This is a genomic window from Klebsiella sp. K4, from assembly GCF_014596785.2.
Classification (GTDB): Bacteria; Pseudomonadota; Gammaproteobacteria; order Enterobacterales; family Enterobacteriaceae; genus Klebsiella; species Klebsiella pneumoniae.
Genome location: NZ_CP115021.1, coordinates 191,047 through 216,802 on the forward strand (window position 1 = coordinate 191,047; position 25,756 = coordinate 216,802).

24 protein-coding genes are annotated in these 25,756 nt (G+C 58.0%); 11 read left to right on the forward strand and 13 right to left on the reverse strand.

Going from position 1 to position 25,756, the window contains the following annotated elements; translation table 11 throughout:
- Positions 1–57: 57 nt before the first annotated feature.
- The gene (gene xylF, locus IB144_RS00945; RefSeq protein ID WP_004152040.1) at positions 58–1,053 is read right to left on the reverse strand and encodes a D-xylose ABC transporter substrate-binding protein; all 996 of its coding nucleotides are present in this window, start codon (positions 1,051–1,053) and stop codon (positions 58–60) included.
- 494 nt (positions 1,054–1,547) lie between these two features.
- Between xylF and xylA the strand changes: the two genes are divergently transcribed.
- From xylA to yiaA, 4 genes are all read left to right on the forward strand, one after another.
- Complete coding sequence (xylA, locus tag IB144_RS00950; protein ID WP_002922139.1) at positions 1,548–2,870, forward strand: xylose isomerase; 1,323 nt, start codon at positions 1,548–1,550, stop codon at positions 2,868–2,870.
- Between the two features lie 92 nt (positions 2,871–2,962).
- Positions 2,963–4,417, forward strand: coding sequence for a xylulokinase (gene xylB, locus IB144_RS00955; RefSeq protein ID WP_004150156.1), 1,455 nt, complete (start codon positions 2,963–2,965; stop codon positions 4,415–4,417).
- Positions 4,418–4,585: 168 nt separating this feature from the next.
- Positions 4,586–4,957 (forward strand): inner membrane protein YiaB, encoded by a 372-nt coding sequence (gene yiaB / locus IB144_RS00960; RefSeq protein WP_004181516.1) that lies wholly within the window; start codon positions 4,586–4,588, stop codon positions 4,955–4,957.
- Positions 4,958–4,988: 31 nt separating this feature from the next.
- Positions 4,989–5,435, forward strand: a complete 447-nt coding sequence (gene yiaA / locus IB144_RS00965; RefSeq protein ID WP_004188180.1) for an inner membrane protein YiaA — start codon at positions 4,989–4,991, stop codon at positions 5,433–5,435.
- Between the two features lie 26 nt (positions 5,436–5,461).
- On the opposite strand, the gene IB144_RS00970 is transcribed toward yiaA, so the two are convergent.
- Positions 5,462–6,457: an acyltransferase gene (locus IB144_RS00970; RefSeq protein WP_004145225.1), complete on the reverse strand. Its 996-nt coding sequence runs from the start codon at positions 6,455–6,457 to the stop codon at positions 5,462–5,464.
- Between the two features lie 179 nt (positions 6,458–6,636).
- Between IB144_RS00970 and IB144_RS00975 the strand changes: the two genes are divergently transcribed.
- The 5 genes from IB144_RS00975 (at position 6,637) to IB144_RS00995 (ending at position 12,453) form a co-directional block, all read left to right on the forward strand.
- Entirely contained in the window at positions 6,637–6,936 is a 300-nt protein-coding gene (locus IB144_RS00975; protein ID WP_002922129.1) for a YsaB family lipoprotein, read from the forward strand.
- A 127-nt stretch (positions 6,937–7,063) separates the two neighbouring features.
- Positions 7,064–7,975, forward strand: coding sequence for a glycine--tRNA ligase subunit alpha (gene glyQ / locus IB144_RS00980; RefSeq protein ID WP_002922128.1), 912 nt, complete (start codon positions 7,064–7,066; stop codon positions 7,973–7,975).
- A gap of 9 nt (positions 7,976–7,984) precedes the next feature.
- Positions 7,985–10,054 carry a glycine--tRNA ligase subunit beta gene (gene glyS / locus IB144_RS00985; protein ID WP_002922127.1) on the forward strand — a complete coding sequence of 690 codons (2,070 nt, stop codon included), beginning with the start codon at positions 7,985–7,987 and terminating at the stop codon, positions 10,052–10,054.
- Between the two features lie 325 nt (positions 10,055–10,379).
- Positions 10,380–10,532: a type I toxin-antitoxin system toxin HokA gene (hokA, locus tag IB144_RS00990; protein ID WP_002922102.1), complete on the forward strand. Its 153-nt coding sequence runs from the start codon at positions 10,380–10,382 to the stop codon at positions 10,530–10,532.
- A 301-nt stretch (positions 10,533–10,833) separates the two neighbouring features.
- Positions 10,834–12,453, forward strand: coding sequence for an ATP-binding cassette domain-containing protein (locus tag IB144_RS00995; RefSeq protein ID WP_023284385.1), 1,620 nt, complete (start codon positions 10,834–10,836; stop codon positions 12,451–12,453).
- Between the two features lie 98 nt (positions 12,454–12,551).
- Here the strand turns inward: IB144_RS00995 and cspA are convergent, their stop codons facing one another.
- The 3 genes from cspA to IB144_RS01010 all read right to left on the reverse strand — a co-directional run bounded on the left by cspA (position 12,552) and on the right by IB144_RS01010 (position 14,908).
- On the reverse strand, positions 12,552–12,764 hold the full coding sequence (gene cspA, locus IB144_RS01000; RefSeq protein WP_000014594.1) for an RNA chaperone/antiterminator CspA: 213 nt from the start codon (positions 12,762–12,764) through the stop codon (positions 12,552–12,554).
- Positions 12,765–13,016: 252 nt separating this feature from the next.
- Positions 13,017–13,307 (reverse strand): HTH-type transcriptional regulator, encoded by a 291-nt coding sequence (locus IB144_RS01005; RefSeq protein ID WP_002921931.1) that lies wholly within the window; start codon positions 13,305–13,307, stop codon positions 13,017–13,019.
- A 245-nt stretch (positions 13,308–13,552) separates the two neighbouring features.
- Positions 13,553–14,908, reverse strand: a complete 1,356-nt coding sequence (locus IB144_RS01010) for an aromatic acid/H+ symport family MFS transporter (RefSeq protein ID WP_004181511.1) — start codon at positions 14,906–14,908, stop codon at positions 13,553–13,555.
- A gap of 440 nt (positions 14,909–15,348) precedes the next feature.
- Between IB144_RS01010 and IB144_RS01015 the strand changes: the two genes are divergently transcribed.
- Complete coding sequence (locus tag IB144_RS01015) at positions 15,349–16,059, forward strand: DUF3053 domain-containing protein (protein ID WP_002921929.1); 711 nt, start codon at positions 15,349–15,351, stop codon at positions 16,057–16,059.
- A 108-nt stretch (positions 16,060–16,167) separates the two neighbouring features.
- Here IB144_RS01015 and ghrB read toward each other — a convergent pair whose 3' ends face one another.
- From ghrB to IB144_RS01045, 6 genes are all read right to left on the reverse strand, one after another.
- Positions 16,168–17,139, reverse strand: coding sequence for a glyoxylate/hydroxypyruvate reductase GhrB (gene ghrB / locus IB144_RS01020; protein ID WP_040215024.1), 972 nt, complete (start codon positions 17,137–17,139; stop codon positions 16,168–16,170).
- Between the two features lie 24 nt (positions 17,140–17,163).
- Complete coding sequence (locus tag IB144_RS01025) at positions 17,164–18,444, reverse strand: MFS transporter (RefSeq protein WP_002921927.1); 1,281 nt, start codon at positions 18,442–18,444, stop codon at positions 17,164–17,166.
- A gap of 104 nt (positions 18,445–18,548) precedes the next feature.
- Positions 18,549–19,484: a sugar kinase gene (locus IB144_RS01030; protein ID WP_002921921.1), complete on the reverse strand. Its 936-nt coding sequence runs from the start codon at positions 19,482–19,484 to the stop codon at positions 18,549–18,551.
- Between the two features lie 3 nt (positions 19,485–19,487).
- Complete coding sequence (locus IB144_RS01035) at positions 19,488–20,237, reverse strand: hypothetical protein (protein WP_002921919.1); 750 nt, start codon at positions 20,235–20,237, stop codon at positions 19,488–19,490.
- Positions 20,238–20,348: 111 nt separating this feature from the next.
- Complete coding sequence (locus tag IB144_RS01040) at positions 20,349–21,365, reverse strand: LacI family DNA-binding transcriptional regulator (RefSeq protein ID WP_002921918.1); 1,017 nt, start codon at positions 21,363–21,365, stop codon at positions 20,349–20,351.
- A gap of 103 nt (positions 21,366–21,468) precedes the next feature.
- Positions 21,469–22,131, reverse strand: coding sequence for an OmpA family lipoprotein (locus tag IB144_RS01045; protein WP_002921917.1), 663 nt, complete (start codon positions 22,129–22,131; stop codon positions 21,469–21,471).
- Positions 22,132–22,298: 167 nt separating this feature from the next.
- On the opposite strand from IB144_RS01045, the gene IB144_RS01050 reads away from it, so the two are divergent.
- Positions 22,299–24,629, forward strand: a complete 2,331-nt coding sequence (locus IB144_RS01050; RefSeq protein ID WP_065888714.1) for a molybdopterin guanine dinucleotide-containing S/N-oxide reductase — start codon at positions 22,299–22,301, stop codon at positions 24,627–24,629.
- On the opposite strand, the gene IB144_RS01055 is transcribed toward IB144_RS01050, so the two are convergent.
- On the reverse strand, positions 24,598–25,038 hold the full coding sequence (locus IB144_RS01055) for an N-acetyltransferase (RefSeq protein ID WP_004173935.1): 441 nt from the start codon (positions 25,036–25,038) through the stop codon (positions 24,598–24,600). The two genes, IB144_RS01050 and IB144_RS01055, sit on opposite strands and share 32 nt — an antisense overlap.
- On the reverse strand, positions 25,016–25,597 hold the full coding sequence (gene tag, locus IB144_RS01060) for a DNA-3-methyladenine glycosylase I (protein ID WP_023284381.1): 582 nt from the start codon (positions 25,595–25,597) through the stop codon (positions 25,016–25,018). The genes IB144_RS01055 and tag overlap by 23 nt, the downstream gene beginning before the upstream one ends.
- Positions 25,598–25,756: the final 159 nt, after the last annotated feature.

Here is a 25,756-nt window from a genome sequence, read left to right on the forward strand (position 1 = left end):
CCGCAACAGTGATATCCGGCGGGATGAAAATGACGCCCCGCAGCGGGGCGTCAGCCATTACAGTTCACTCTTTTTATGGAAACCGTCTTTAATCACCGTGGCGTCGATATTCTCTTTATTTACCTCAATTGGCGTTAACAGGCGCGAAGGGACGTCTTTTAAGCCGTTATTCAGCGTGGTATCGGCCTTCGGCTGCTTATCGTTACCCAGCTCAACGGCGATTTCAGCGGCGTTGGTGGCCAGGGTGGTAATCGGTTTATAGACGGTCATCGTCTGGGTACCGGAAATAATGCGCTTCACGCCCGCCAGGTCAGCATCCTGACCGGAGATCGCCACTTTGCCGGCCAGCCCCTGGGCGGTTAAGGCCTGGATGGCGCCGCCGGCGGTGGCGTCATTGGAGGCGACCACGGCATCGATCTTGTTATTATTCGCCGTTAGCGCGTTTTCCATTATTTTCAGCGCGTTCTCCGGCAGCCAGCCGTCAACCCACTGATCGCCGACAATCTTAATTTTGCCATCATCGACATACGGCTTGAGAACTTTCATCTGTCCGGCGCGGAACAGTTTAGCGTTATTATCCACCGGCGAACCGCCCATCAGGAAATAATTACCCTGCGGCACTTTGTCGACCAGACTTTGCGCCTGCATTTCACCAACTTTTTCATTATCGAAAGATATATAGAAATCAATGTCGGCATTATTAATCATACGGTCATAGGCCAGGACTTTAATACCTTCCTGCTTGGCTTCTTTAATAACGTTACTGAGTACCTGGCCGTTATAAGGAATAATGACTAACACATCGACGCCGCGGTTGATCATGTTTTCAATTTGCGACATCTGCGTTTCTTCATTGCCATTAGCGGACTGGACAAAAACTTTGGCGCCTAAGGATTCCGCTTTATTGACGAAAATATCACGGTCTTTCTGCCAGCGCTCCAGACGCAGATCGTCGATGGCCATGCCAATCTTCACTTCTTTCGCCATCCCCGCCATGCTGGCGAGCAGGAGGGAGCTGGCGCAAAGCGTAAGGCAAAGGTTCTTTATCTTCATAATAACGATACCTTTTTTGTAAGGGTAGGTAAGACGAACGGAAAATAATGTTTGATACATGAGGTTGCGGATACGTTACAGATTCTTAACGCGGAAAGCAGGGCTGGCAATTACCGGTTCTTATTTTGCCGTTATGAAATTTCGTTTAATGTGCAAATTATGACGGCGATCGTATTTTATTCATGCACGCTCTTATTATTGCACTGGACTGTCTCTGACAAAGCGGCGCAACGGCGACTGGATATTATTTTTGCGAGCTGGCGCACGTTTGTGGATTCTCTCAATGGCGGTGTGAAATAACGTAATTGAGGAAAATGAAAGCGAAATTCTATATTGGCTTAAACCCGTCATACTTCAAGTTGTAGGTGGGTTGGTGACATTCGTTGCTCCGCCCCTGGTTACCGGGGACTTGCGCTCCTGCCGCCTTCCTGCAACTCGAATTATTTAGGGTATCTGATTGGTTATTCGCCGCATCTCTGAATATGGAGTTCTCTATGCAGACCTATTTCGATCAACTCGATCGCGTTCGTTACGAAGGCCCGAAATCCACTAACCCGCTGGCTTTCCGTCATTACAACCCGGATGAACTGGTGCTGGGCAAACGGATGGAAGATCATCTGCGTTTTGCGGCCTGTTACTGGCACACCTTCTGCTGGAATGGCGCCGATATGTTTGGCGTGGGCTCCTTTGATCGTCCCTGGCAGCAGCCTGGCGACGCCCTGGAGATGGCCAAACGCAAAGCCGATGTGGCGTTCGAATTCTTCCATAAACTCAACGTGCCTTACTACTGCTTCCACGACGTTGACGTCTCGCCGGAAGGCGCTTCGCTCAAGGAATACAGCAATAACTTCGCCCGGATGGTCGAGGTGCTGGCTGAGAAACAGCAGCAGAGCGGCGTGAAGCTTCTGTGGGGGACCGCAAACTGCTTTACCAACCCGCGCTACGGCGCCGGCGCGGCCACCAACCCGGATCCGGAAGTATTTAGCTGGGCGGCCACCCAGGTGGTCACCGCCATGAATGCCACCCATCAACTGGGCGGTGAAAACTATGTGCTGTGGGGCGGTCGCGAGGGCTATGAAACCCTGCTGAATACCGACCTGCGCCAGGAGCGTGAGCAGATTGGCCGCTTTATGCAGCTGGTGGTGGAGCATAAGCATAAAATCGGCTTTAAAGGCACGCTGCTGATTGAGCCCAAACCGCAGGAGCCGACCAAGCATCAGTATGACTATGATGCCTCTACCGTTTACGGCTTCCTCAAACAGTTTGGTCTGGAAAAAGAGATTAAACTGAATATTGAAGCTAACCATGCCACGCTCGCCGGCCATTCGTTCCATCATGAAATTGCGACGGCCATCGCGCTGGGGCTGTTCGGCTCCGTCGACGCCAACCGCGGCGATCCGCAGCTGGGCTGGGATACCGACCAGTTCCCGAACAGCGTCGAAGAGAATGCGCTGGTGATGTATGAAATTCTTAAAGCGGGCGGCTTCACTACCGGCGGCCTCAACTTTGATGCGAAAGTGCGCCGGCAGAGCACCGACAAATACGACCTGTTCTATGGTCATATTGGCGCGATGGATACCATGGCGCTGTCGCTGAAAGTTGCGGCGCGGATGATTGAGGACGGTGAGCTGGATAAACGTGTGGCCAGACGCTACGCCGGCTGGAACGGTGAGCTGGGGCAGCAGATCCTTAACGGGCAGATGACCCTGAGCGATATTGCCCAGTATGCCGCTCAGCATCAGCTGGCGCCGCAGCATCGCAGCGGCCAGCAGGAACAACTGGAAAACCTGGTCAACCATTATCTGTTTGACAAGTAATCATGCGGCGGCGCCCGGCGTGACCGGCGCCGCAACCAGGATGCTCTGTTCGCGCCACGCTCAGCCGTGGCGCGCGTTTAAGGAGAGGGAGTATGTATATCGGCATCGATCTGGGGACGTCGGGCGTCAAAGCCATCCTGCTCAATGAGCAGGGTGAGGTAGTGGCATCGCATACCGAAAAACTCACCGTCTCGCGTCCGCATCCGCTGTGGTCGGAGCAAGATCCCGAACAGTGGTGGCTGGCGACGGACACGGCGATGAAAGCCCTGGGCGCGCAGCATAGCCTGCGCGACGTGAAGGCGCTGGGCATTGCCGGACAGATGCACGGCGCCACCCTACTGGATAAATCGTTACAGGTGTTGCGTCCGGCCATTTTATGGAATGACGGCCGCTGCGCCGAAGAGTGCCAGCTGCTGGAAGACAAAGTCAGCGCTTCCCGGCAGATCACCGGCAACCTGATGATGCCGGGCTTTACGGCGCCGAAGCTCTTATGGGTACAGCGCCACGAGGCGGCAGTGTTCAGCCAGGTCGATAAAGTGCTGCTGCCCAAGGATTATCTGCGCCTGCGCATGACCGGCGAGCTCGCCAGCGATATGTCTGACGCCGCCGGCACGATGTGGCTGGACGTCGCCCGGCGCGACTGGAGCGACGAGATGCTCGCCGCCTGCGATCTCAGTCGGGATGCGATGCCAGCGCTGTTCGAAGGCAGCGACGTCACCGGGCAACTGCGACCTGAGGTGGCGCAGGCGTGGAATATGCCGCCGGCGCTGGTGGTGGGCGGCGGGGGCGACAACGCCGCGGGCGCGGTCGGGGTCGGCATGGCCGATGCCGGTCAGGCGATGCTGTCGCTGGGCACCTCAGGCGTCTACTTCGCCGTCAGTGAAGGGTTCCTTAGCAAACCCGAAAGCGCGGTGCACAGCTTCTGCCATGCCCTGCCGGGCCGCTGGCATTTGATGTCGGTGATGCTCAGCGCGGCCTCCTGTCTGGACTGGGCGGCAAAATTAACCGGTCTCGCCAGCGTGCCGGCGCTGATCGCGGCGGCGCAGACGGCGGATGAAAGCGCCGGTCCGGTGTGGTTCCTGCCCTATCTGTCTGGCGAACGCACGCCGCACAACAACCCGCAGGCTAAGGGCGTCTTTTTTGGCCTGACGCATCAGCATGGGCCGGCAGAGCTGGCGCGGGCGGTGCTGGAAGGGGTGGGCTATGCGCTGGCGGATGGTATGGACGTGGTGCACGCCTGCGGCATCAAGCCGCAGAGCATCACGCTTATCGGCGGCGGGGCGCGCAGCGCTTACTGGCGGCAAATGCTGGCGGATATCAGCGGCCTGCAGCTCGATTACCGTACCGGGGGCGATGTCGGCCCGGCGCTGGGGGCGGCCAGGCTGGCGCAGCTGGCGGTTCACGACGAGGCAGACCGCCCCGGGCTGCTGAAGCCGCTGCCGCTTGAACAAGCCCATCGCCCGGACGATCGCCGTGTGGCCCACTATGCGCCGCAGCGGGAAACCTTCCGCCAGATTTATCAGCAACTGAAACCGCTGATGTCTTAGCCTCAGTCCGTCCGGCAGCGCCGGGCGGATTCCCTTCCTGAATGTCCCGGCTACATCCATCCATAAATGCGTATTTATTTATTCCGAAATCTCCGCTTTGTCGTACGTAATCTGAGGCATCGCCGAGGGAGTCGGTCATAATCAGCCCCTGTCGACCAGGGAGGTGAGATGATCACAAAACGCAATATTGCCAGGGGGATGATGGCGGCAGGATCGCTGGTTTATCTGCTCGGTATCTGGCGAACCTGCCCGCTGTTCAGCGGCAAAGGGTATTTTCTCGGCGTGCTGGTGATGGGGATGTTTGCTGTTCTCGCCCATCAGCGCGCCAGTCAGTGGCAGGAACAGGACGACGGTTTTATTGCCTTATGCCGGCTGGTGCTGCTGCTATCGGTCGGCCTGCTGCTGGTCGGCGCCTGGTATGTACCGGCAGACTGGCATGAAAAAGCCGTCTATATCGCGGCATGGTTTGTCTGCTTATATGGCGCATCGGCAACCCCCGAACGGACCCGCATCGCCCGCGCGATGCAAAAAACGGAATAAGCGCCGCCCCGAGGCGCGTAAAAGGTAAAAAGTGATGGAAAACAAGCACGCGACGTATTCTCCTGCGTTTCATTTGATCTCCTGGATTGCCCTGATCGGCGGCATCGTCACCTATCTGGTGGGGCTGTGGAATGCCGATATGCAGTTGAATGAGAAAGGCTATTATTTTGCCGTCCTGGTACTGGGGCTGTTTGCCGCGGCATCTTATCAAAAGACGGTGCGCGATAAGTATGAAGCCATTCCGACCACCGCGCTGTACTACACCACCTGTCTGGTGGTCTTCGTTATCGCTGTAGGTCTGCTGGTTATCGGACTGTGGAATGCCACTCTGCTGCTCAGCGAGAAAGGGTTCTATGGGCTGGCGTATTTTTTGAGCCTGTTTGGCGCTGTTGCGGTACAGAAAAACGTGCGTGATGTCTGGGACCCGACGCGCTTACGGGAACCTCTCAGCGTGACGGAAGAGGGGCCTGAGACGTAAGTCGGGCCCCTCCGGGCGGCGGACCGTTAGCTGACCAGCCGGCGGCTATCAATCCGCTGCACCAGGCCTGACAGCAGCAGGCTGCCGAGCAGGGCGGCGCTAAATATCCACACAATATCCAGCAGCGGCCAGCGGGATAGCTCCAGATGGCTGGCGCGCAGCGCATGCACTATCAGGGCATGAAAGCCGTAGATCCCCAGCGAATGTCGCGCAATGCAGGCGATACCGGGCAGGGGACGCGCGTTAAGCCAGTTTTTGGCCAGCGTCAGCAGGGTGACCGCGCAAACAAACACCGCCGGTCCGCAGTAGAGATACCAGGTGTCGCCGAAGTCTCCGCGCCAGCGCAGCTCATGCAGCGTGCCGCGGGAAATGACCCACACGGCGGCGATGAACAGCGCGGCGCAGAGCGGTGTTAGCCATTTTTTATCGGTGTCCAGGGTGCCAATGGCTCTGCCCAGCACGCCGTAGAGCACGTAGTAGAAGGTGTCGCCGTTGATATAGAGGTTGACTGGCAGCCACTCAATCCCGGCGGCTTTAACGCTGACCATATTGGGGTTGGCCAGAATGCCGAGGATCGCCATCAGCGCCAGCAGCATTGTGCTACTGGTGGACTTAACCTGAATCAGCGGCGAGAGCAGGTAGATGACGGCGATAGCAAAGAAAAACCACAGGTGGTAGAAGACAGGCTTCTGCAGCAAATTCTTTAACGACAGCTCGACGTTGATATGGGTAAACAGCGTGATATACAGCAGAGATAGCGCGCTATAGAACGCAATGCACAGGCCAATCCGCCAGAAATGGCGCGGCTGGGCGCTGCGTTCCCCAAAAAAGAGGTAGCCCGAGATCATAAAAAACAGCGGCACGCTGACGCGGGAGGCGGAATTGAGCAGATTGGCGATATCCCATTGCAGCAGGGTAATCGCATGGGGGTGAGTGATATACCAGCTGGTGCTGTGGATCATCACCACCATCATGCAGGCGATGCCGCGCAGGTTGGTGATCCAGTGTATCTTTTCTTGCATCAGTCCCTCAATGTCTGCTGGAGAAATAAGATATGACCTGCCCGGTTTCCCGGTGTCGCAATAGATTAGTCTGAGTTTTCGGTCACAGACTTGTCGCAGTTTCATGATATTCGCAAAATACCTGTAATACTGAATCTTTAAGATAACAACTTGCTAACAAGGCGGTGGAGGAGAACGTGGTGAAAGGTGTTGTTTCCGTCATGCTGGTGCTGCTCCTCGCGGGCTGCAGCGAGACCGTCTCCCCGCCGACGCAAAAAGCGCAGCGCGCTCGTATTACGCCGCAAACCACGCTCAATATGGCGCAGCTTTGCAAGGATCAGGCGGCTATCCGCTATAACACGCAAACGCAGCTCGTTGACGTGAACCACTTTGAACAATTCCAGGCGAGCTATGAGCTTTCTGGCCGTACCGGCAAGAATGAGCGTTTCATCTGTTCCTTTGACCCGGACGGCCAGTTTATGCATCTTTCGATGCGCTGAATCGACCCCGCCTGGCGTAAATTTCGTCCGTTTTCCTGAAACAACGCCGTTTCGTACTGTATATCTCGCAGCCAGCGGGTATACTGACTCCTTCCTTTAAATCCACACGTATCCAGCACGAAATCATATGCAAAAGTTTGATACCAGGACCTTCCAGGGCCTGATCCTGACCTTACAGGATTACTGGGCTCGTCAGGGCTGCACCATTGTTCAACCACTGGACATGGAAGTCGGCGCCGGCACCTCTCACCCGATGACCTGCCTGCGCGCGTTAGGACCGGAGCCGATGGCGACCGCCTACGTACAGCCTTCCCGTCGTCCAACCGATGGCCGCTATGGCGAAAACCCGAACCGTTTACAGCACTACTATCAGTTCCAGGTGGTGATTAAACCCTCTCCGGACAACATCCAGGAGCTGTACCTCGGGTCGCTGAAAGAGCTGGGTATGGACCCGACTATCCACGACATTCGCTTTGTCGAAGACAACTGGGAAAACCCGACGCTGGGCGCCTGGGGTCTGGGCTGGGAAGTGTGGCTCAACGGCATGGAAGTGACGCAGTTCACCTACTTCCAGCAGGTCGGCGGCCTCGAGTGTAAGCCGGTGACCGGCGAGATCACCTACGGTCTGGAGCGTCTGGCGATGTACATCCAGGGTGTGGACAGCGTCTATGACCTGGTCTGGAGCGATGGCCCGCTGGGGAAAACCACCTACGGCGACGTGTTCCACCAGAACGAAGTGGAGCAGTCCACCTATAACTTCGAATATGCCGACGTCGACTTCCTGTTCACCTGCTTCGAACAGTATGAGAAAGAGGCCCAGCAGCTGCTGGCGCTGGAGACCCCGCTGCCGCTGCCGGCCTACGAGCGTATTCTGAAAGCGGCTCACAGCTTCAACCTGCTGGATGCGCGTAAAGCCATCTCCGTCACCGAGCGTCAGCGCTATATCCTGCGCATTCGCACCCTGACTAAAGCAGTGGCGGAAGCGTACTACGCTTCCCGTGAAGCGCTCGGCTTCCCGATGTGCAACAAGAATAAATAAGAGGCGGCCATGTCTGAGAATACTTTTCTGGTGGAAATCGGCACTGAAGAGCTGCCACCAAAAGCGCTGCGCAGCCTGGCGGAATCTTTTGCTGCGAATGTGACCGCGGAGCTGGATAACGCTGGCCTTGCGCACGGTAAAGTGGAATGGTTTGCCGCCCCGCGTCGTCTGGCGCTGAAGGTGGCCAACCTGGCGGCGGCGCAAGCCGATCGCGAAGTGGAAAAACGCGGCCCGGCTATTGCCCAGGCGTTCGATGCCGAAGGCAAGCCAAGCAAAGCGGCCGAAGGCTGGGCGCGCGGCTGCGGTATCACCGTCGATCAGGCCGAACGTCTGACCACGGACAAAGGCGAGTGGTTGCTGTATCGCGCCCATGTGAAGGGTGAAAGCACCGAAGCGCTGCTGCCGAACATGATTGCCAGCTCGCTGGCGAAGCTACCGATCCCGAAACTGATGCGCTGGGGCGCGTCTGACGTCCACTTCGTGCGTCCGGTACACACGGTGACTTTGCTGCTGGGTGACAAAGTGATCCCGGCCACTATCCTCGGTATTCCGTCCGATCGCGTGATTCGCGGCCATCGCTTTATGGGCGAGCCGGAGTTCACCATCGACCATGCCGACCAGTACCCGCAGATCCTGCTGGAGCGCGGTAAAGTCATCGCCGATTACGAACAGCGTAAAGCCAAAATCAAAGCTGATGCGCAAGAGGCGGCGCGTAAGATTGGCGGTCAAGCCGATCTGAGCGAAAGCCTGCTGGAAGAGGTCACCTCGCTGGTGGAATGGCCGGTGGTGCTGACGGCGAAGTTCGAAGAAAAATTCCTCGCGGTGCCGTCTGAAGCGCTGGTTTACACCATGAAGGGCGACCAGAAGTACTTCCCGGTCTACGACAACGCCGGCAAACTGCTGCCGAACTTTATCTTCGTGGCCAACATCGAGTCCAAAGATCCGCAGCAGATCATCTCCGGTAACGAGAAGGTGGTCCGTCCGCGTCTGGCCGATGCCGAGTTCTTCTTCAATACCGACCGTAAAAAACGTCTGGAAGATAACCTGCCGCGTCTGGAAACCGTGCTGTTCCAGCAGCAGCTGGGCACCCTGCGCGACAAGACCGATCGCATCCAGGCGCTGGCGGGCTGGATTGCCGAACAGATTGGCGCTGACGTGAACCACGCAACCCGCGCGGGCCTGCTGTCCAAGTGCGACCTGATGACCAACATGGTCTTCGAGTTCACCGACACCCAGGGCGTGATGGGGATGCACTACGCGCGCCATGACGGCGAAGCGGAAGACGTGGCCGTGGCGCTGAACGAGCAGTATCAGCCGCGATTTGCTGGCGACGCGCTGCCATCTAATCCGGTGGCCTGCGCGGTAGCGATTGCCGATAAGATGGACACCCTGGCGGGTATCTTTGGTATCGGTCAGCATCCGAAAGGCGATAAAGACCCGTTTGCGCTGCGTCGCGCCGCGCTGGGCGTGCTGCGTATCATCGTTGAGAAGAACCTGGATCTCGATCTGCAGACGCTGACCGAAGAAGCGGTTCGTCTGTACGGTGAGAAGCTGACCAACGCCAACGTGGTTGATGATGTGATCGACTTTATGCTGGGCCGCTTCCGTGCCTGGTATCAGGACGAAGGCTACGGCGTCGACACGATCCAGGCGGTACTGGCGCGTCGTCCAACCCGCCCGGCGGATTTCGATGCGCGTATGAAGGCGGTATCGCACTTCCGTACTCTGGAAGAGTCCTCCGCGTTGGCGGCGGCAAACAAACGTGTCTCTAACATCCTCGCGAAATCCGATGAGACGCTGAACGACATCGTTCACGCTTCGGTGCTGAAAGAAGCGGCGGAAATTAAGCTGGCGGGTAATCTGGTGGTGCTGCGCGATAAGCTGCAGCCGTATTTCGCCGCAGGCCGTTATCAGGATGCGCTGATCGAGCTGGCCGCGCTGCGCGAGCCGGTGGATGAGTTCTTCGAGAACGTGATGGTTAACGCTGAAGACAAAGATGTTCGCATCAACCGTCTGACGCTGCTGTCCAAACTGCGTGAACTGTTCCTGCAAGTGGCGGATATTTCTCTGCTGCAGTAAGCGTATCGGTAATAATAAAGACCTGCCTCAGGGCAGGTTTTTTTATACGTGAAATATAAATAGGTGAACCGTTAATAATTCTGCCATTGATATCTTCATTATTTGCATTCATCGATGAGAAATGTTTTAGGAATATATAAACATAATTCCGAGAGGTATTTACGCTAGAATGGCGGCGGGTGCTTGAGACTGTGGGTCTCAGGTATTCAGCGGGAGACAGACAGAGAAAAGCCCCACCTGATAGTAATCAAAGTGAGGCTCCTCTATGCATGAACACCATAAGAGTAGCCTCTTACTTGTTGAAAATCAACACTGGAGGTGAGGAATGCCGCAAAAGTATCTGTTGTTTGGCTTAGTAGTGATTTGCTTCACTATTTTATTATTGACCTGGATGGTTCGTGATTCGCTATGTGAATTACAGCGCAGGCAGGGAAATATTGAGCTGGTGGCATTCTTAGCCTGTGATATTAAACAGTAAGAGCATCTGGTGGGGATCTATCCCCACCATGCTTGCGGTGTCAGGCATTCTCAATGCACCCTTTCATTGTTCACCAAATAAATCATTTGCCTCCTGATATCAGGAGGCCTTTTTATTTTTACAAGATCGTTGAATAAAACAGGCTTGCAACGCATACCGGAGTGTGGCTATCCTATGTCCCGACGAATCCCTCGTCTCACCGGAGCGCGCCCCACAAATGAACAAACACGACTGATGAATTTCACGCCTTACCTCGCAGACGTTGCGGGTAGGGGAGTATTGATTTCATTCAGGAGTGCTTATGGCTCATTGCGCCCACATCCCCGCTTTTGTTTTACATCAGGTCACCTGTCAGTTTGCGACGGGGCAGACCCTGTTTGGTCCACTCAGCGTCTCGCTGGAACCGTCCCTTTGCGGCCTGGTCGGCCGGAACGGCGTCGGCAAGACGCGTCTGCTGCGTCTGCTGGCGGGCCTTGATTCTCCTGCCGGCGGCCATATTGAGCGCGCCGCCGCCGTTGCCTGGGTAGCGCAGCAGCCGACGCTCACGCCGGAGACCACCCTCGCTACGCTGCTGGGCTATGCGTCGGTTTTTGCCGCCTTGTCTCGCCTTGAACAGGGCCAAGGGCTGGCCGACGATTTCGATCTGTTAGATGGTCACTGGGATCTCACCGATCGCCTGAGTTTAGCGTTCCGTGAAGCCGATCTCCCGCCGTTCTCTGCCGATCGCCCCGCGTTTTCACTCAGCGGCGGCGAGCGGATGAAGGCTCTGCTGTGCGGCGCCTTCGTCTCGGGCGCCGATTATCTGCTGCTGGATGAGCCTACCAACCATCTGGACCGCCAGGGGCGGGAGTGGCTCTATCACCAACTGGAAAGCTGGCAGGGCGGGGCTCTGATCGCCAGCCACGACCGCGAGCTGCTGACGCGGATGCCGAGGATTATTGAGCTGACGCCGACGGCGCTGCGCAGCTACGGCGGCAACTATGATGAATATCAGCGCCAGCGTATGGCGGAGCAGCAGGCCGCGCGCGCGGCGCTGGAGCATGCCGTGACCGACCGACGGCGCACCCGCGCGCGAATGCAAAAGGAGCATGACGCCGCCCAGCGGCGCTCGGCTCAGACGCTGCGTACCGTTGATACGCTAAATATCGCCTCCTTCGAACGCGTGAAGTACAAAGGCGCGGCAAAAGAGCGCCCGGGAGCGCTGCGCCGTCAGCATCGTGAACAGAACAGCAGTCTGAATGCCGCCGTGCAGCAGGCGCGGGAGCGGATAGAAGACGACAATCCGGTGATGTTCACCCTGCCGGGTAGCGAAGTGGCCGCCGGCAAGCAGGTGCTGGTGGTGGAGTCATTACAGCTCGACCATGCGCCGGCTGCGCCGCTGAACTGGCGTATCGATGGCCCGATGCGCATCGCGCTAAAGGGGCCAAACGGCTGTGGCAAAACCACTTTGCTGAAAACGCTGTTGGGGCTGGAGCAGGCCGCGTCAGGCGATGTTCGGCTTTCGGTGAGCGCCGCTTACCTCGATCAACATCTGACGCAGCTGGATTTATCCCTGTCGGTAATGGCGCACCTGAGCCTGGAAGATACCCCGCTGGATGAGGGCCTCCTGCGCACCCGCCTGGCGCAGCTCCAGCTGGGCGCGGATAAGGTCACTCTGCCGCTGTCGGCGCTCAGCGGCGGCGAGCGCCTGAAAGCGGCGCTGGCGTGCGTGCTCTGGCGACGCGAGCCTGCCCAACTGCTTTTGTTGGATGAGCCGACCAACCATCTCGATTTAGCATCGACGCAGGCTATTGAAAGCGCGCTGGCGGCGTTTCCCGGCGCGATGCTGGTGGTGTCGCATGATGAAGCGTTTTTACAAGGTCTGAAGCTGACCCATAGTCTGGCGTGGCGGGAGACGGGCTGGCACTTTTCCCTGCTCTGAATGCCTAGTAGCCGCCATCTTATGCTGGCGGCTACTGGCGACAGATAAAAAAAATCCCCGCCATCAGGCAGGGATTCTCGATTCTTAGCGGCTTGAACTTACAGAGAAGTTACGTTGCCAGCTGCCGGGCCTTTAGCGCCGCTTTCGATGGTGAAGGATACTTTCTGACCTTCGTCCAGGGATTTGTAGCCATCGTTCTGGATAGCAGAGAAGTGTACGAACACGTCTTTAGAGCCATCGTCAGGAGTGATGAAGCCGAAGCCTTTGTCAGCGTTGAACCATTTTACGATACCAGTCATTTTACCGGACATAGTGAATTACCTTTAAAAAAATAAGTGAGCCTTGCGGCGTAGGGGTCTGGACTACAGATTTAAAGCGATAAAGGGAAAGTTCACTACGGGGGTATCTTTGGATAACCTTAGAAGGACTGCTCTATTCGACTGCTCTGTGGTCTGTACATCAAACCTGCGAGCATTAACGCACGTTCAGCACCTGATAGCAAACTTTTTTTTACGGTGCAGCGGCAAAAGCTCCCTTACTGGCCTTTGCCGCTGCGCGCGAGATTAATCGAGTAATTGTCGTGAAAGCTGTGGATTGGCCTGAATCAGGCGCATCAATTTCAGCTCGGTGGGAGACGGTCTGACCCGTCTCGACTCCCACTCTCTTACCATGGCGACGCTCACGCCCATGACGTTGGCAAAGTCGTCAATCTTAAGTCCAGTGCCTTTACGCAGTTGCTCAAATTCACTAAACACAGTGGACTTACGGTTTGAGGTAAGTTTCTGATTATCATCCTTAAAAACGATGTGTTCCAGGCTGCTCAGCAGTTCAAACACGGGATCTTTATATTCCATTGAGAACTCCTTTTATCACACAGCGGAAAAGATTTTTCTATAGCTCATTAAGAATAGTCAGAAAATGGCGCAAGGGATGGTAACGTCGGTGATTATTTGCCAACAGGCTATCGAATCTGCCCCGACAGCCAAACGGCAGCGTAGCCTAAAAGAATGATTATTAACGCGATGAGGTGGCTTCGAAAATTTTTGTAAACGGATAAGAAAAAAGCGGCAAAGCCGGCGCGGGGCGCCGGCTTATAGGGTTAGGCTTTCTGCAGGCTTCTCGCCTCATCTGTCGTCGCCGGCACGGATTTACTGACCCGGTACTTGATCAGCAGCGCAATGGCTGACAGGAACGCCGGGATGGCCAGCAGGGTGAAAATGGTCTCAAAGGAGAGCTGAGCCTGCATCAGGAAGGCGCCGCTGAACGCGCCGAGGATGCCGCCGAAGCGGCCGATACCCAGCATCCAGGCGACGCCGGTGGCGCGCCCCTGCGTCGGATAGAAGCCAGCCGCCAGCGCCGGCATCGACGACTGCGCGCCGTTCATAATGCTGCCGGCGATAAAGACCATCACTCCCATTAGCGCCAGGCTGCTGGTGGAGAACCCCACCAGGCAGACAAAAACGCCGGTCAGCAGCCAGCCGACGGCCACCACTTTATTGGGGTTGATCTTGTCCATCAGGGCGCCGAGGATCAGCACGCCAATCCCGCCGCCGAGCGGGAACAGGGCGGTGATAATTGAGGCCTGACTCATCGAGGCGCCGGTTTCACGGATGAGCAGCGGCAGCCAGCTGGTCAGCAGATAGAAAATCAGCAGACCCATAAAGTAGGTCAGGCACAGCATCACGGTACCCACCGCGTAGCGAGGAGAGAAAATGACGCCGATCGCGGATTTCTCTTTCACCTGGCCTGCTTCGCGTAGTACAAATTCCACTGTCTTCGGCAGCGGCGCGATATGGCGCAGAATAGCAGCAATGCGCTGCGCCGGGTGCTGCTTCACTACCAGATAGCGGACGGACTCTGGCAGCAGGAATATTAATGCCACCGCCAGCAGGAGGGGCATCACGCCGCCCAGCACCAGCACGCTCTGCCAGCCATAGTGCGGGATCATCCAGGCGGATAAAAAGCCGCCCAGCGAAGATCCCATCGGAAAGCCGACAAACATCAGGTTCACCAGCAGCGCCCGACGGCGCTCCGGCGCATATTCACTCATTAGCGTCGCGGCATTCGGCATCGCCGCGCCAAGGCCCAGACCGGTCAGGAAGCGCAGCAGCGTCAGCTGATTAAGGCTGGTGGCGAAGGCGGTGAGCAGGCTGAATCCGCCGAACACCACGATCGACATGATCAGCACTTTTTTGCGGCCGATGCGGTCAGCCAGCGGCCCTGCGGTTAAGGCGCCGACCGCCAGGCCCACCAGCGCGGCGCTCATCACCGGGCCGAGGGCCGATTTTTCCACGCCCCACTCTTGCACCAGGTCGGAGGCGATGAACCCGATAATTGCGGTATCGAACCCGTCCATCGCGACGGTGATAAAGCAGAGCGCAAGGATCATCCACTGATAGCGGGTGAAGGGGTGCTCGTTGATAAAGGCCTGAATGTCGATGGTTGTCTTAGTCATACGGCTTTCCTGGCAGACTGAGCGAGGGACAGAGGTTTATTATTATCGTCGCCTTCGCGTCGTTGAGTTTGATTTGTGCGATAATCGAACATGTCGCCGTTAATCGCTCATTCATCAAATCATTGAAGTGCGAGGCAGGCAATCCAGACGCGTGCCAAAGCGTGCGATTATCGTCCGCTTTAAGGCGCAGTGCCGGGTTGTTGCTTTTTATTTATATTAATATCAATGACTTATGAAGTTCTGACCCACCTGATCTTAAGACCATATTTGTGATGCGCATAACAGACGTTCTACAGCGCGACGATGGCGTGCAAAATGGTGTTTTTCCCGCGTAAGATTAGCAGGAAAGGGTATCCTGCGAGGCCGAGCTGGACTATCCTTGTCAGCGTCTGGCACGTGTGTGCCGTTGTGCGCTTTTTTTGGCTGAAAGGAGTAAAAAAATGGCGACAGGAAAGTCCTGCTCTCGCTGGTTTGCGGCTATGGCGGCCTTATTGATGGTGGTTAGCCTGAGTGGGTGTTTTGATAAAGAGGGCGATCAGCGCAAAGCGTTTATCGACTTCCTGCAGAATACGGCGATGCGTAGCGGTGAACGTCTGCCGACGCTGACCGCCGATCAGAAAAAACAGTTTGGGCCTTTTGTCTCTGACTACGCGGTGATCTACGGTTACTCGCAGCAGGTGAGCCAGGCGATGGACGCTGGTCTGCGCCCGGTGGTGGACAGCGTCAATGCGATCCGCGTCCCGCAGGATTATATGACCCAGCGTGAGCCGCTGCGTCAGGCGAACGGCGCGCTGGGCGTGCTCAGCCAGCAGCTGCAGAATGCGAAAATGCAGGCCGATGCCGCGCATGGCGCGCTGAAGCAGGCTGACGATCTCAAGCCGGTCTTCGATCAGGTTTACGCCAAGGTGGTGACGGCGCCAGCCGACGCGCTGCAGCCGCTGATCCCGGCCGCGCAGATCTTTACCCAGCAGCTGGTTCAGGTTGGGGATTTTGTCGCTCAGCAGGGGACGCAGGTGAGCTTTGTGGCCAACGGCATTCAGTTCCCGACCTCCCAGCAGGCCAGCCAGTACAATGCGCTGATTGGGCCGCTGGCGGCGCAGCATCAGGCGTTTAATCAGGCATGGACGGCGGCGGTGAACGCCACCCGTTAATGCTTCATCTGGCTGACGTTGGCTGTGGCGAACGGGCAGGATGATGGACAGGATGCAAAAAGAACCCGGGGAGGGCGGTTGCCGCCGTTACCCGGGTTTTTTTATGGCTTATTTTACCTGCGGATTGACGCAGTTTTTCTCTACGTTGCCGTTCAGGGCGTCGATCAGGTTGTCCACCGCACAGGCCGCCATATTGTAGCGCGTCTCATGGGTGGCGGAGCCGATATGCGGCAGCGCGACGACGTTCGGCAGGCTCAGCAGCGGTGAGTCCTTGGCCAGCGGTTCGTGTTCGAACACATCGAGACCGGCAGCGTGGATCTCACCGTTCTGCAGAGCGGCGATCAGCGCCTGCTCGTCCACTACCGGGCCACGCCCGGCGTTAATGAAGATGGCGGAAGATTTCATTTTGGCAAACTGCGCCTGACCGAACAGATGGTGAGTCTCTTCGCTCAGGGGCAGGATCAGGCAGACAAAGTCAGCCTCCTGCAGCAGGGTATCGAGATCGCAATAGCGGGCATTGAAGCGTTCTTCCGCCTGCGGATGCTGGCGACGCGCGTTATACAGGATCGGCATGCCGAACCCGAAGTGGGCGCGCTGCGCCAGCGCCATACCGATGCGGCCCATGCCGACGATGCCTAAGGTTTTATGGTGAACATCCGTGCCGAACCAGTCCGGACCAATGCTCTTCGTCCATTCACCCGCTTTGACGCGCTCCGCCACTTCCACCACCCGGCGCGCGGTACTCAGCACCAGCGCCATGACCGTATCGGCGACGGTCTCGGTCAGCACGGTCGGTGTATGCATCAGCAGCACCCGGCGGGCGTTCAGCGCCTCGACGTCGAAGTTGTCATAGCCAACGGAAACGGTGGAGGTCGCACGCAGCTTCGGCATCTTCTCCAGCAGCGCGGCGTCAACCTTTTCGCTGGAGCCCAGCAGGCCTTCAGCCTGGACGAAGGCCTCAGCGTGCTGCGAAACGGTCTCCGGCCGCAGGTTTTTCACCTGAGTGACGGAAAAGTGCTCCTCCAGACGCTGTAGCAGGTCGTCGGGAAGCGTTTTATAGAGAATGACAGACGGCTTCATGCGAATCTCCGTAGTATGAGTCGTTCAGGCGTGATGAGCGCCAAGTGGAAGGTTTTGATTATTAGCAGGCTTAACAATCAAAGTCAGCCATACTGAGGCGAAAAGCGCTACCCCCATAAAAATATAGGACGCTGCGGGGCTGCCGGTGGCGCCGTTCAGGTAGCCGACAAACCACGAGCCGCAGAAGGAGCCCAGCGCGCCCATGCTGTTGATCAGCGCCATGGCGCCCCCGGCGACGTTGCGCGGCAGCATTTCCGGAATAATGGCGAAGAAGGGGCCGTATGGCGCATACATTGCCGCCCCGGCTACCACCAGCAGGGTGTAGGAGACCCAGAAGTGGTTGGCGCCGACCGCCCAGGAACCGATGAAGGCCAGTCCGCCAATCAGCAGCAGCGGCCAGACGAACAGCTTACGGTTTTGCAGTTTATCCGAGGCCCAGGAGACGACGATCATGGCGATGGTGGCCGCCAGGTACGGGACAGAAGAGAGCCAGCCCACTTCCACCATCCCCATATTTTCACCGCCGCTGCGGATAATCGACGGCAGCCACAGTACAAAGCCGTATACGCCGATACTCCAGGCAAAATACTGCGCGCAGAGCAGGATCACGTTGCGGGAGCGGAAGGCTTCGCCATAGTTACGCACCGCTTTGATGCCTTGCTGTTCACGATCCAGTTGCTCCTGCAGCGCCGCTTTTTCACTCTCCGCCAGCCAGGACACCTGCGACGGCTTATCTTTCACCAGCACCCACCAGCAGAAGGCCCAGATCACCGCCGGCACCCCTTCGATGATGAACATTTCCCGCCAGCCGAAGGCCTGAATCAGGTAGCCGGAGACTACCGACATCCACAGGACCGTCACCGGGTTACCGAGGATCAGGAAGGTGTTGGCGCGAGAGCGCTCTGATTTGGTGAACCAGTTGCTGATATAGATAAGCATCGCCGGCATCACCGCGGCTTCGACGACGCCGAGGATAAAGCGGATCGCCGCCAGCGCCGGGATATTATGCACAATACCGGTCAGGGAGGCGCAACCGCCCCACAGGATCAGGCAGATAAAGATCAGTTTGCGAACGCTGCGGCGCTCCGCATAGATAGCGCCGGGGATCTGGAAGAAGAAGTAGCCGAGGAAGAACAGCGCCCCCAGCAGGGAGGAGATCCCCTTGGTGATGCCCAGGTCTTCGGTAATGCCTGCCGCGGAGGCGAAGCTGAAGTTGGCGCGGTCGAGGTACGCCAGGCTATACGTGATAAACACGATAGGCATGATGTACCACCAGCGTTTCGTTGCATTTGTTGAGCTATTCATAGGCTTGCCTCTGTCAATGAGGAGACATACGTCCGTCGAAACGGACGCTGCTGTGCCGCGCTGCAGGTAGGGTACAGGACGGCTGTTATCGTTGCGTAGAAAAGTTACTCGCCCAGCGCGTCGCGAGTGGGCAGCCCCTCGCTGTCGCCCTGGACCTGAATCGCCAGCGAACCGATTTTATTGCCGCGGTTCACCGCCTGAAGCAGGGTTTTGCCTTCCAGCAGGGCGCTAATCACCCCGACGGCAAAGCCGTCGCCGGCGCCGACGGTATCGACGACGTTATCAACTTTAATGGCATCGACCGTTCCCTGTTCGCCGCTGGCGCTCTTGAACCAGGCGCCGTCGCAGCCGGTTTTAATGACTACCGCCTTGACGCCGCGGGAGAGATAGAAATCGGCAATCCCTTCCGGGGTCTGCTGGCCGGTAAGAATCACGCCCTCTTTTAAGCCTGGCAAAACCCAGTCAGCCTGGAAGGCGAGACGGTTGAGTTTCTCCACCATCTCGGCTTCGCTTTTCCACAGCACCGGGCGCAGATTGGGGTCGAAAGAGAGGGTTTTTCCTTCGGCTTTCATTACCTTCGCCGCATGCTCCAGCAACGCGTAAGAGCTCTCAGAAAGGGCCGCCGCGACGCCGCTCAGGTGCAGATGGCGGGCGCTGGTGAAGTAGTCGGCGCGAAAATCGTCCGGCGAAAGATGGCTGGCTGCGGATCCTTTGCGGAAATACTCCACAATGGGATCGGTTCCATTTTCGACTTTCGATTTCATCTGGAAACCGGTAGCGAAGCGGTTGTCGATGGCCACAGCGTGGCTATCGATCCCCTCTTTCGCCAGCGATTGCAGTACGAAGCGGCCAAAGCTGTCGTTGCCGACGCGGCTCACCCAGCCGACTTTCAGGCCCAGGCGCGCCAGGCCGGTGGCGACGTTCAGCTCGGCGCCGGCGACACGTTTCATGAAATGCTCCACCTCGGCCAGATCCCCGGTTTCGGTGGCGACAAACATGGCCATAGCTTCGCCGATGGTGATGACATCTAAATTTTCCACGACTTAATCCTCGCGTAACAGGTTGACGTAGCGGCGGGTCACGGCCGTCAGGTCATGGCCAGTCAGCGGAAACTCGATTCCACGCGGCGCGTCGGCGGGAAGATTATCGAGCAGGGCCAGCCAGCGTTCGGCGGCCTGATCCGGCGGTACAGCGCGGAATTTCTCATGATGAGGCTCCGCCGCTTTAACATGAATATAGCTGACTGCCGGCGCAAGATGACGTGCCGCCTCTTCCGGCGAATCGCCAACCCACAGCCAGTTGCCCATATCAAACGTTAAGGTGATCGGCAACTGATGGACCCGGCAGGCGGCTTTGAAGCGCTGCATCGGCGCCAGCTGGCCGCAGTCGGTCTGGTCATTCTCTACCACCAACGCCATGCCGCTGTCGCTGAGGATATCGCGCAGCTCATCCAACTGCTGATTGTGGAGGAAATGGCCAAGGGAGAGCTTCAGCCACAGAGCGTTCAGGGTTTGCGCTTCCGCGAGCAGCGTCGGGAGATCCGGGTTAAGCTCGCCGTTGTCGGTGAACAGCGCCTGCGGCGCGGAGTAGCAGGCCAGCAGGCCGTGGCGCTCAATAGTGGCCGCCAGCGAGGGCAGAGCGTTGAGTTCTTCCGCGCTGCACAGCTCGCGGCGGATTTCGACGCCGTCCGCGCCGGCGTTGGCGATAAACGGCAGGACGGCGGCCTGCCCGCCTAAGGATTTAACATGGTCATTACCATACGCAGCGGTAACGACAATAATTTTTCTGGCCATCGCGCTCTTACTCCCGGCGTTTGTTGCTTAATCTCCTTAATACGCTAGATGGTATCGGTTCCATAAGAAAGGGCGAGATGTTTAATTTATGATCGGCATCACGAAGGATCGTTAACGGGAGGTTGATCCGCGGACGATAAGCTCGCCGGAAAATACCCGTTCGCGGATGGGGTCGTTAGTGCCGGCAATGCGCCGAATAACCTGTTCGACCGCCGCGTAGCCGATCTGCCACGTCGGCTGTTTGAGGGTGGTAATACCGACGCCGGCCAGCTCCGCCCACTCCAGTTCGTCGAAGCCCAGCAGGCCGATATCGCTCCCCCAGATCAGGCCGACGCGCTTCAGGGCGCGGGCTACCTGCAGCGTCAGCGCGCCGTTGGCGGAGATGACCGCTTTGCGCATCCCGCGGTGGCGGGCATGGAACTGACGCAGGACGTTGTCCAGCATCGCGCCGTCGTTAAGCTGCACCTCGGCGTTTTCGGCCACCACTCCGTGGTGGCGGGCAAGCGTGGCGCGAAAGGCGCTCAGGCGCTCGCGACGGGTATTCACCGAGCCCAGCGGTTCGCTGAGAAACAGGATGGCCTCGAATCCTTTTTCCACCAGATGTTCGGTGGCGGTGGTGGCGGCCTGGGCGTTATCAAGCCCGACCACATCGCAGGCGAAGTCGGGGATTTTACGGTCGATCAGCACCATCGGCAGGGCCGACTGCTGCAGGCGGTTCAGACCATCCTCCCGCATGCCGACCGCGTTGACGACAATACCCTCCACCTGGTAGCTGCGCAGCAGGTCCAGGTAGTGCAGCTCCTGATCGAGCTCGTTATTGGTATTACACACCAGCAGGGTGAAGCCCTTTTCCCGGCAGGCTGCTTCAATGCCGCTCATGACGTTGACCGAGTAGGGATTGGTGATATCGGCGATGATCAGGCCGATGAGGCGGGTTCGGCCGTGCTTGAGGCCGCGGGCCATCAGGCTGGGGCGGTAGTCGAGTTCGGCAATGGCTTTTTCAATACGTGATAACAGGTCGTCGGAAAGCAGATGCTTCTCGCCGTTAAGATAACGTGAAATGCTGGTTTTGCCGGTCTTTGCGGCTTTCGCCACATCGCTGATAGTTGCACGCGCCGCTTTCGCCATGGTGGCTTCCTTTGCTGAAAATCTGCCAACACCTTAGCGCGAAAAATAGCGATATCAAGCATTTTGCCCGGCAGAGCGGCTGCCGGGCGACATGAGGTTGCGCTTACTGCAGCGGGCTGAGGGTAATTTCCACGCGACGGTTCTGCGCTTTGCCTTCCGCTGTGCTGTTGCTGGCGATAGGGTTCGCCGGGCCCATGCCGGTGGTGCGAATGCGATTGGCCGCCACGCCCTGGGTGATGAGCGCGCTGGCGACGCTGTCCGCACGCTGTTGCGACAGACGCATATTCAGATCCTTGCTGCCGGTGCTGTCGGTATAGCCGACCACGTTAACGGCGGTTTTCTCATACTCTTTCAGCACCATGGCCACGCCGGTCAGGGTGTTGGCGCCGGCCGGCTTCAGGTTGGCGCTATTGCTGTCGAAGGTGACGTTATTCGGCATGTTCAGCACGATATTGTCGCCATTTCGCGTCACGCTGACCCCGGTTCCCTGCATTTTGTCGCGCAGCTTCGCTTCCTGCACGTCCATGTAGTAACCAATGCCGCCGCCGAGCGCCGCGCCGGCCGCTGCGCCAATCAGCGCGCCTTTGCCGCGGTCATGTTTGGAAGAGGAGAGCGCGCCGACGCCAGCGCCCACTAAGGAGCCAATACCTGCGCCAATACCGGATTTGCCTGCTTCACGTTCACCGGTATAGGGGTTGGTGGTGCAGCCAGAAATGGCCAGAGTGCCGCTGACCAGCGCCGCAATCATAAGTACGCGTTTTTTCATTTAATGTCCTTAATCCTTTTTATTCTTTGTCACAGCGAACGTGACGGTTGATTATGACGCGCGATTACGGAGAAAATTCCCCGGATACCATCTCTTTTTGTAAATAACATTGAACGGTTGCCCATCACGCCGTCATGACACCTGCATTCGCTGACCAGGAGCCGCCCTTGCCAACCTCATCTGCAACCAAAACCATCTTAACCGCCGCCCACTGGGGACCGATGCTGGTGGAAACGGACGGGGAAAACGTCCTCTCTTCCCGCGGCGCGCTGGCGACACCGTTTGCCAACTCGCTGCAAACGGCAGTGCGCGATCAGGTGCACAGCAAAACCCGCGTGCGCTATCCAATGGTGCGTAAAGGCTTCCTTGCTTCACCGGACAAGCCCCAGGGGGTCCGCGGTCAGGATGAATTCGTGCGGGTGAGCTGGGAGCAGGCGCTGGATCTGATCGATGTCCAGCATCGGCGGATCCGCGACAGCTACGGTCCGGCCTCCATTTTTGCCGGCTCCTACGGCTGGCGCTCTAACGGCGTATTGCATAAGGCGGCGACGCTGCTGCAGCGCTATATGAGCCTGGCGGGCGGCTATACCGGCCATCTTGGCGATTACTCCACCGGCGCGGCGCAGGCGATCATGCCTTACGTCGTTGGCGGCAATGAGGTGTATCAGCAGCAGACCAGTTGGCCGCTGGTGCTCGAGCACAGCGAAGTGGTGGTGCTGTGGAGCGCCAACCCGCTGAACACGCTGAAAATTGCCTGGAATGCCTCCGACGAGCAAGGGATCCCGTGGTTTGATCGGCTGCGCCAGAGCGGTAAGCGGCTGATCTGCATCGATCCGATGCGATCGGAAACCGTCGATTTCTTTGGCGATTCGATGGAGTGGATCGCGCCGCATATGGGCACCGACGTCGCGCTGATGCTGGGGATCGCCCATACGCTGGTGGAAAATGACTGGCAGGATGATGCGTTTCTTACCCGCTGCACCAGCGGCTACGATATTTTTGCCCGCTATCTGACCGGCGAAAGCGACGGCGTAGCGAAAACCGCTGAGTGGGCAGCAGCGATCTGCGGCGTTAAAGCAGATAAAATCCGCGAACTTGCGCAACTTTTCCACGAAAATACCACTATGCTGATGGCCGGCTGGGGCATGCAGCGTCAGCAGTATGGCGAGCAGAAACACTGGATGCTGGTCACTCTGGCCGCCATGCTGGGACAGATCGGCACCCCCGGTGGCGGGTTTGGTCTTTCCTATCATTTTGCCAACGGCGGCAACCCGACCCGCCGCGCGGCGGTGCTGGGCTCGATGCAGGGGAGCGTGGCCGGAGGCGTGGACGCGGTGGAGAAGATCCCGGTCGCACGAATTGTCGAGGCGCTGGAGAATCCGGGGGCGGAGTATCAGCACAACGGCATGGCGCGGCGCTTTCCCGATATTCGCTTTATCTGGTGGGCCGGCGGCGCCAACTTTACTCATCATCAGGACACCAACCGACTGATTCAGGCGTGGCAGAAACCGGAACTTATCGTCATTTCCGAATGCTTCTGGACCGCCGCCGCGCGCCATGCCGATATCGTCCTGCCGGCGACCACCTCGTTTGAGCGCAACGATCTGACCATGACCGGGGACTACAGTAACCAGCATCTGGTGCCGATGAAGCAGGTGGTTGCCCCGGGAGATGAAGCGCGCGACGATTTCGCGGTCTTTGCCGACCTCAGCGAACGCTGGGAGGCGGGTGGCCGCGAACGCTTCACCGAAGGGAAGAGTGATTTGCAGTGGCTGGAGACTTTCTATCAGATGGCCGCCCGGCGCGGCGCCCAGCAGCAGGTGACGCTGCCGCCATTTGCCGAATTCTGGCAGGCTAACCAGCTGATTGAGATGCCGGAGGAGCCGGAGAATGCCCGTTTTGCGCGTTTCGCCGCCTTCCGCGCCGATCCCCAGGCCAACCCGCTGAAAACGGCGAGCGGTAAAATAGAGATCCACTCGCCGACCATCGCCGCTTTTGGTTACGCCGACTGTCCGCCGCATCCGATGTGGCTGGAGCCCGACGAGTGGCATGGCAACGCAGAGGCGGGGCAGCTGCAGCTGCTGTCGGCCCATCCGGCCCACCGTCTGCACAGTCAACTGAACCACACCGCGCTGCGCGAGCGCTATGCCGTCGCCGGGCGCGAACCGGTGACTATTCATCCGCAGGATGCGCAGGCGCGCGGGATTGTCGATGGCGATTTGGTGCGGGTATGGAACGCCCGCGGTCAGGTGCTGGCCGGCGCCGTGGTGACGGAGGGGATCCGCCCGGGGGTGATTTGCCTGCATGAAGGAGCGTGGCCCGACCTGGATCCGCAGGTCGGCATCTGCAAAAACGGGGCGGTGAACGTCTTAACCAAAGATATACCGACATCCCGGCTGGGCAACGGCTGTGCCGGGAACACCGCCCTGGCGTGGCTGGAGAAATATACCGGCCCGGCGCTGCCGCTTACGGCATTTGATCCGCCGGCCAACGCATAATCCACGTCGGGTGCTGAGTATCGTCCTGCCATGCGCAGTCTTCAATCCGGAAGCCCTGCGCATGGTAGAAACTCACCGCCGATTCGTTCTTCTGATAAACCTCAAGGCTCAGCCAGGCGTAGTGCTGTTTGACTTCATCCAGCAGCGCCCGGCCAATGCCCTGGCGGGTGGCGCCCGGCGCGACAAACAGCGCGCCGACGAAACGGGAGTCCAGCACGCTGACAAAGCCTTTTAACTCGCCATCCTGCTCCCAGACCCAGGTGCTGGCGGCGGGAAGATAGACATCCCGTACTACCGCGACGCTGTCGCGCCAGTAGCTTTCGCTGATAAAAGGATGGGCATGAATCGTGCTGTCCAGCCACAGCGCCAGCAGCGGCGCGGTATCTTCAGTGTCCCACTTGCGGATCATCCTGACCTCCAGGGTGACAGAAGCAGCCGATGACATGGTCGTTGACCAGCCCACAGGCCTGCATAAAGGAATAACAGATTGTCGAGCCGACAAACTTAAAGCCGCGTTTTTTCAATGCCTTCGATAGCGCATCGGAGGCCGGCGTCGTGGCGGGAATTTCCGCCAGCGTCGCAGCGCGGGTCACCTGTGGCGCATTGTCGACGAAGGACCAGACAAAATCAGTGAACGACTCGCCATTTTCTTCCATCGCCAGATAGGCGCGGGCGTTGCCGATAATGGCCTGGATTTTTCCCCGATGGCGAATGATGCCGGTATCCTGCAGGAGTCGCTCGATATCGTCATCACCCATCGCCGCCACGCGCACCGGATCGAACTGGTGAAAAGCCTGGCGGTAGTTCTGCCGTTTTTTTAACACCGTGATCCACGATAAACCGGCCTGCTGGCCCTCAAGGCAGATCATTTCAAACAGCTGGCGACCCTCTTTTTGCGCCACACCCCATTCGGTATCGTGATACTCGATGTATAACGGATCCTGACTCACCCATCCGCAACGCTGCATAGCTGTTTCTCCCTCTGCGCTAAAAAAGTGGACGCCTGCCTTGACGGCTGAAAGATAAAGATAATAGTTAATACAGGGAAATCGTATCCCCACTAAAAACACAGCAATATTGCCGATTCGGCTCTTTTCTGGAGTCGCATTAATGATAATAAAGAAATG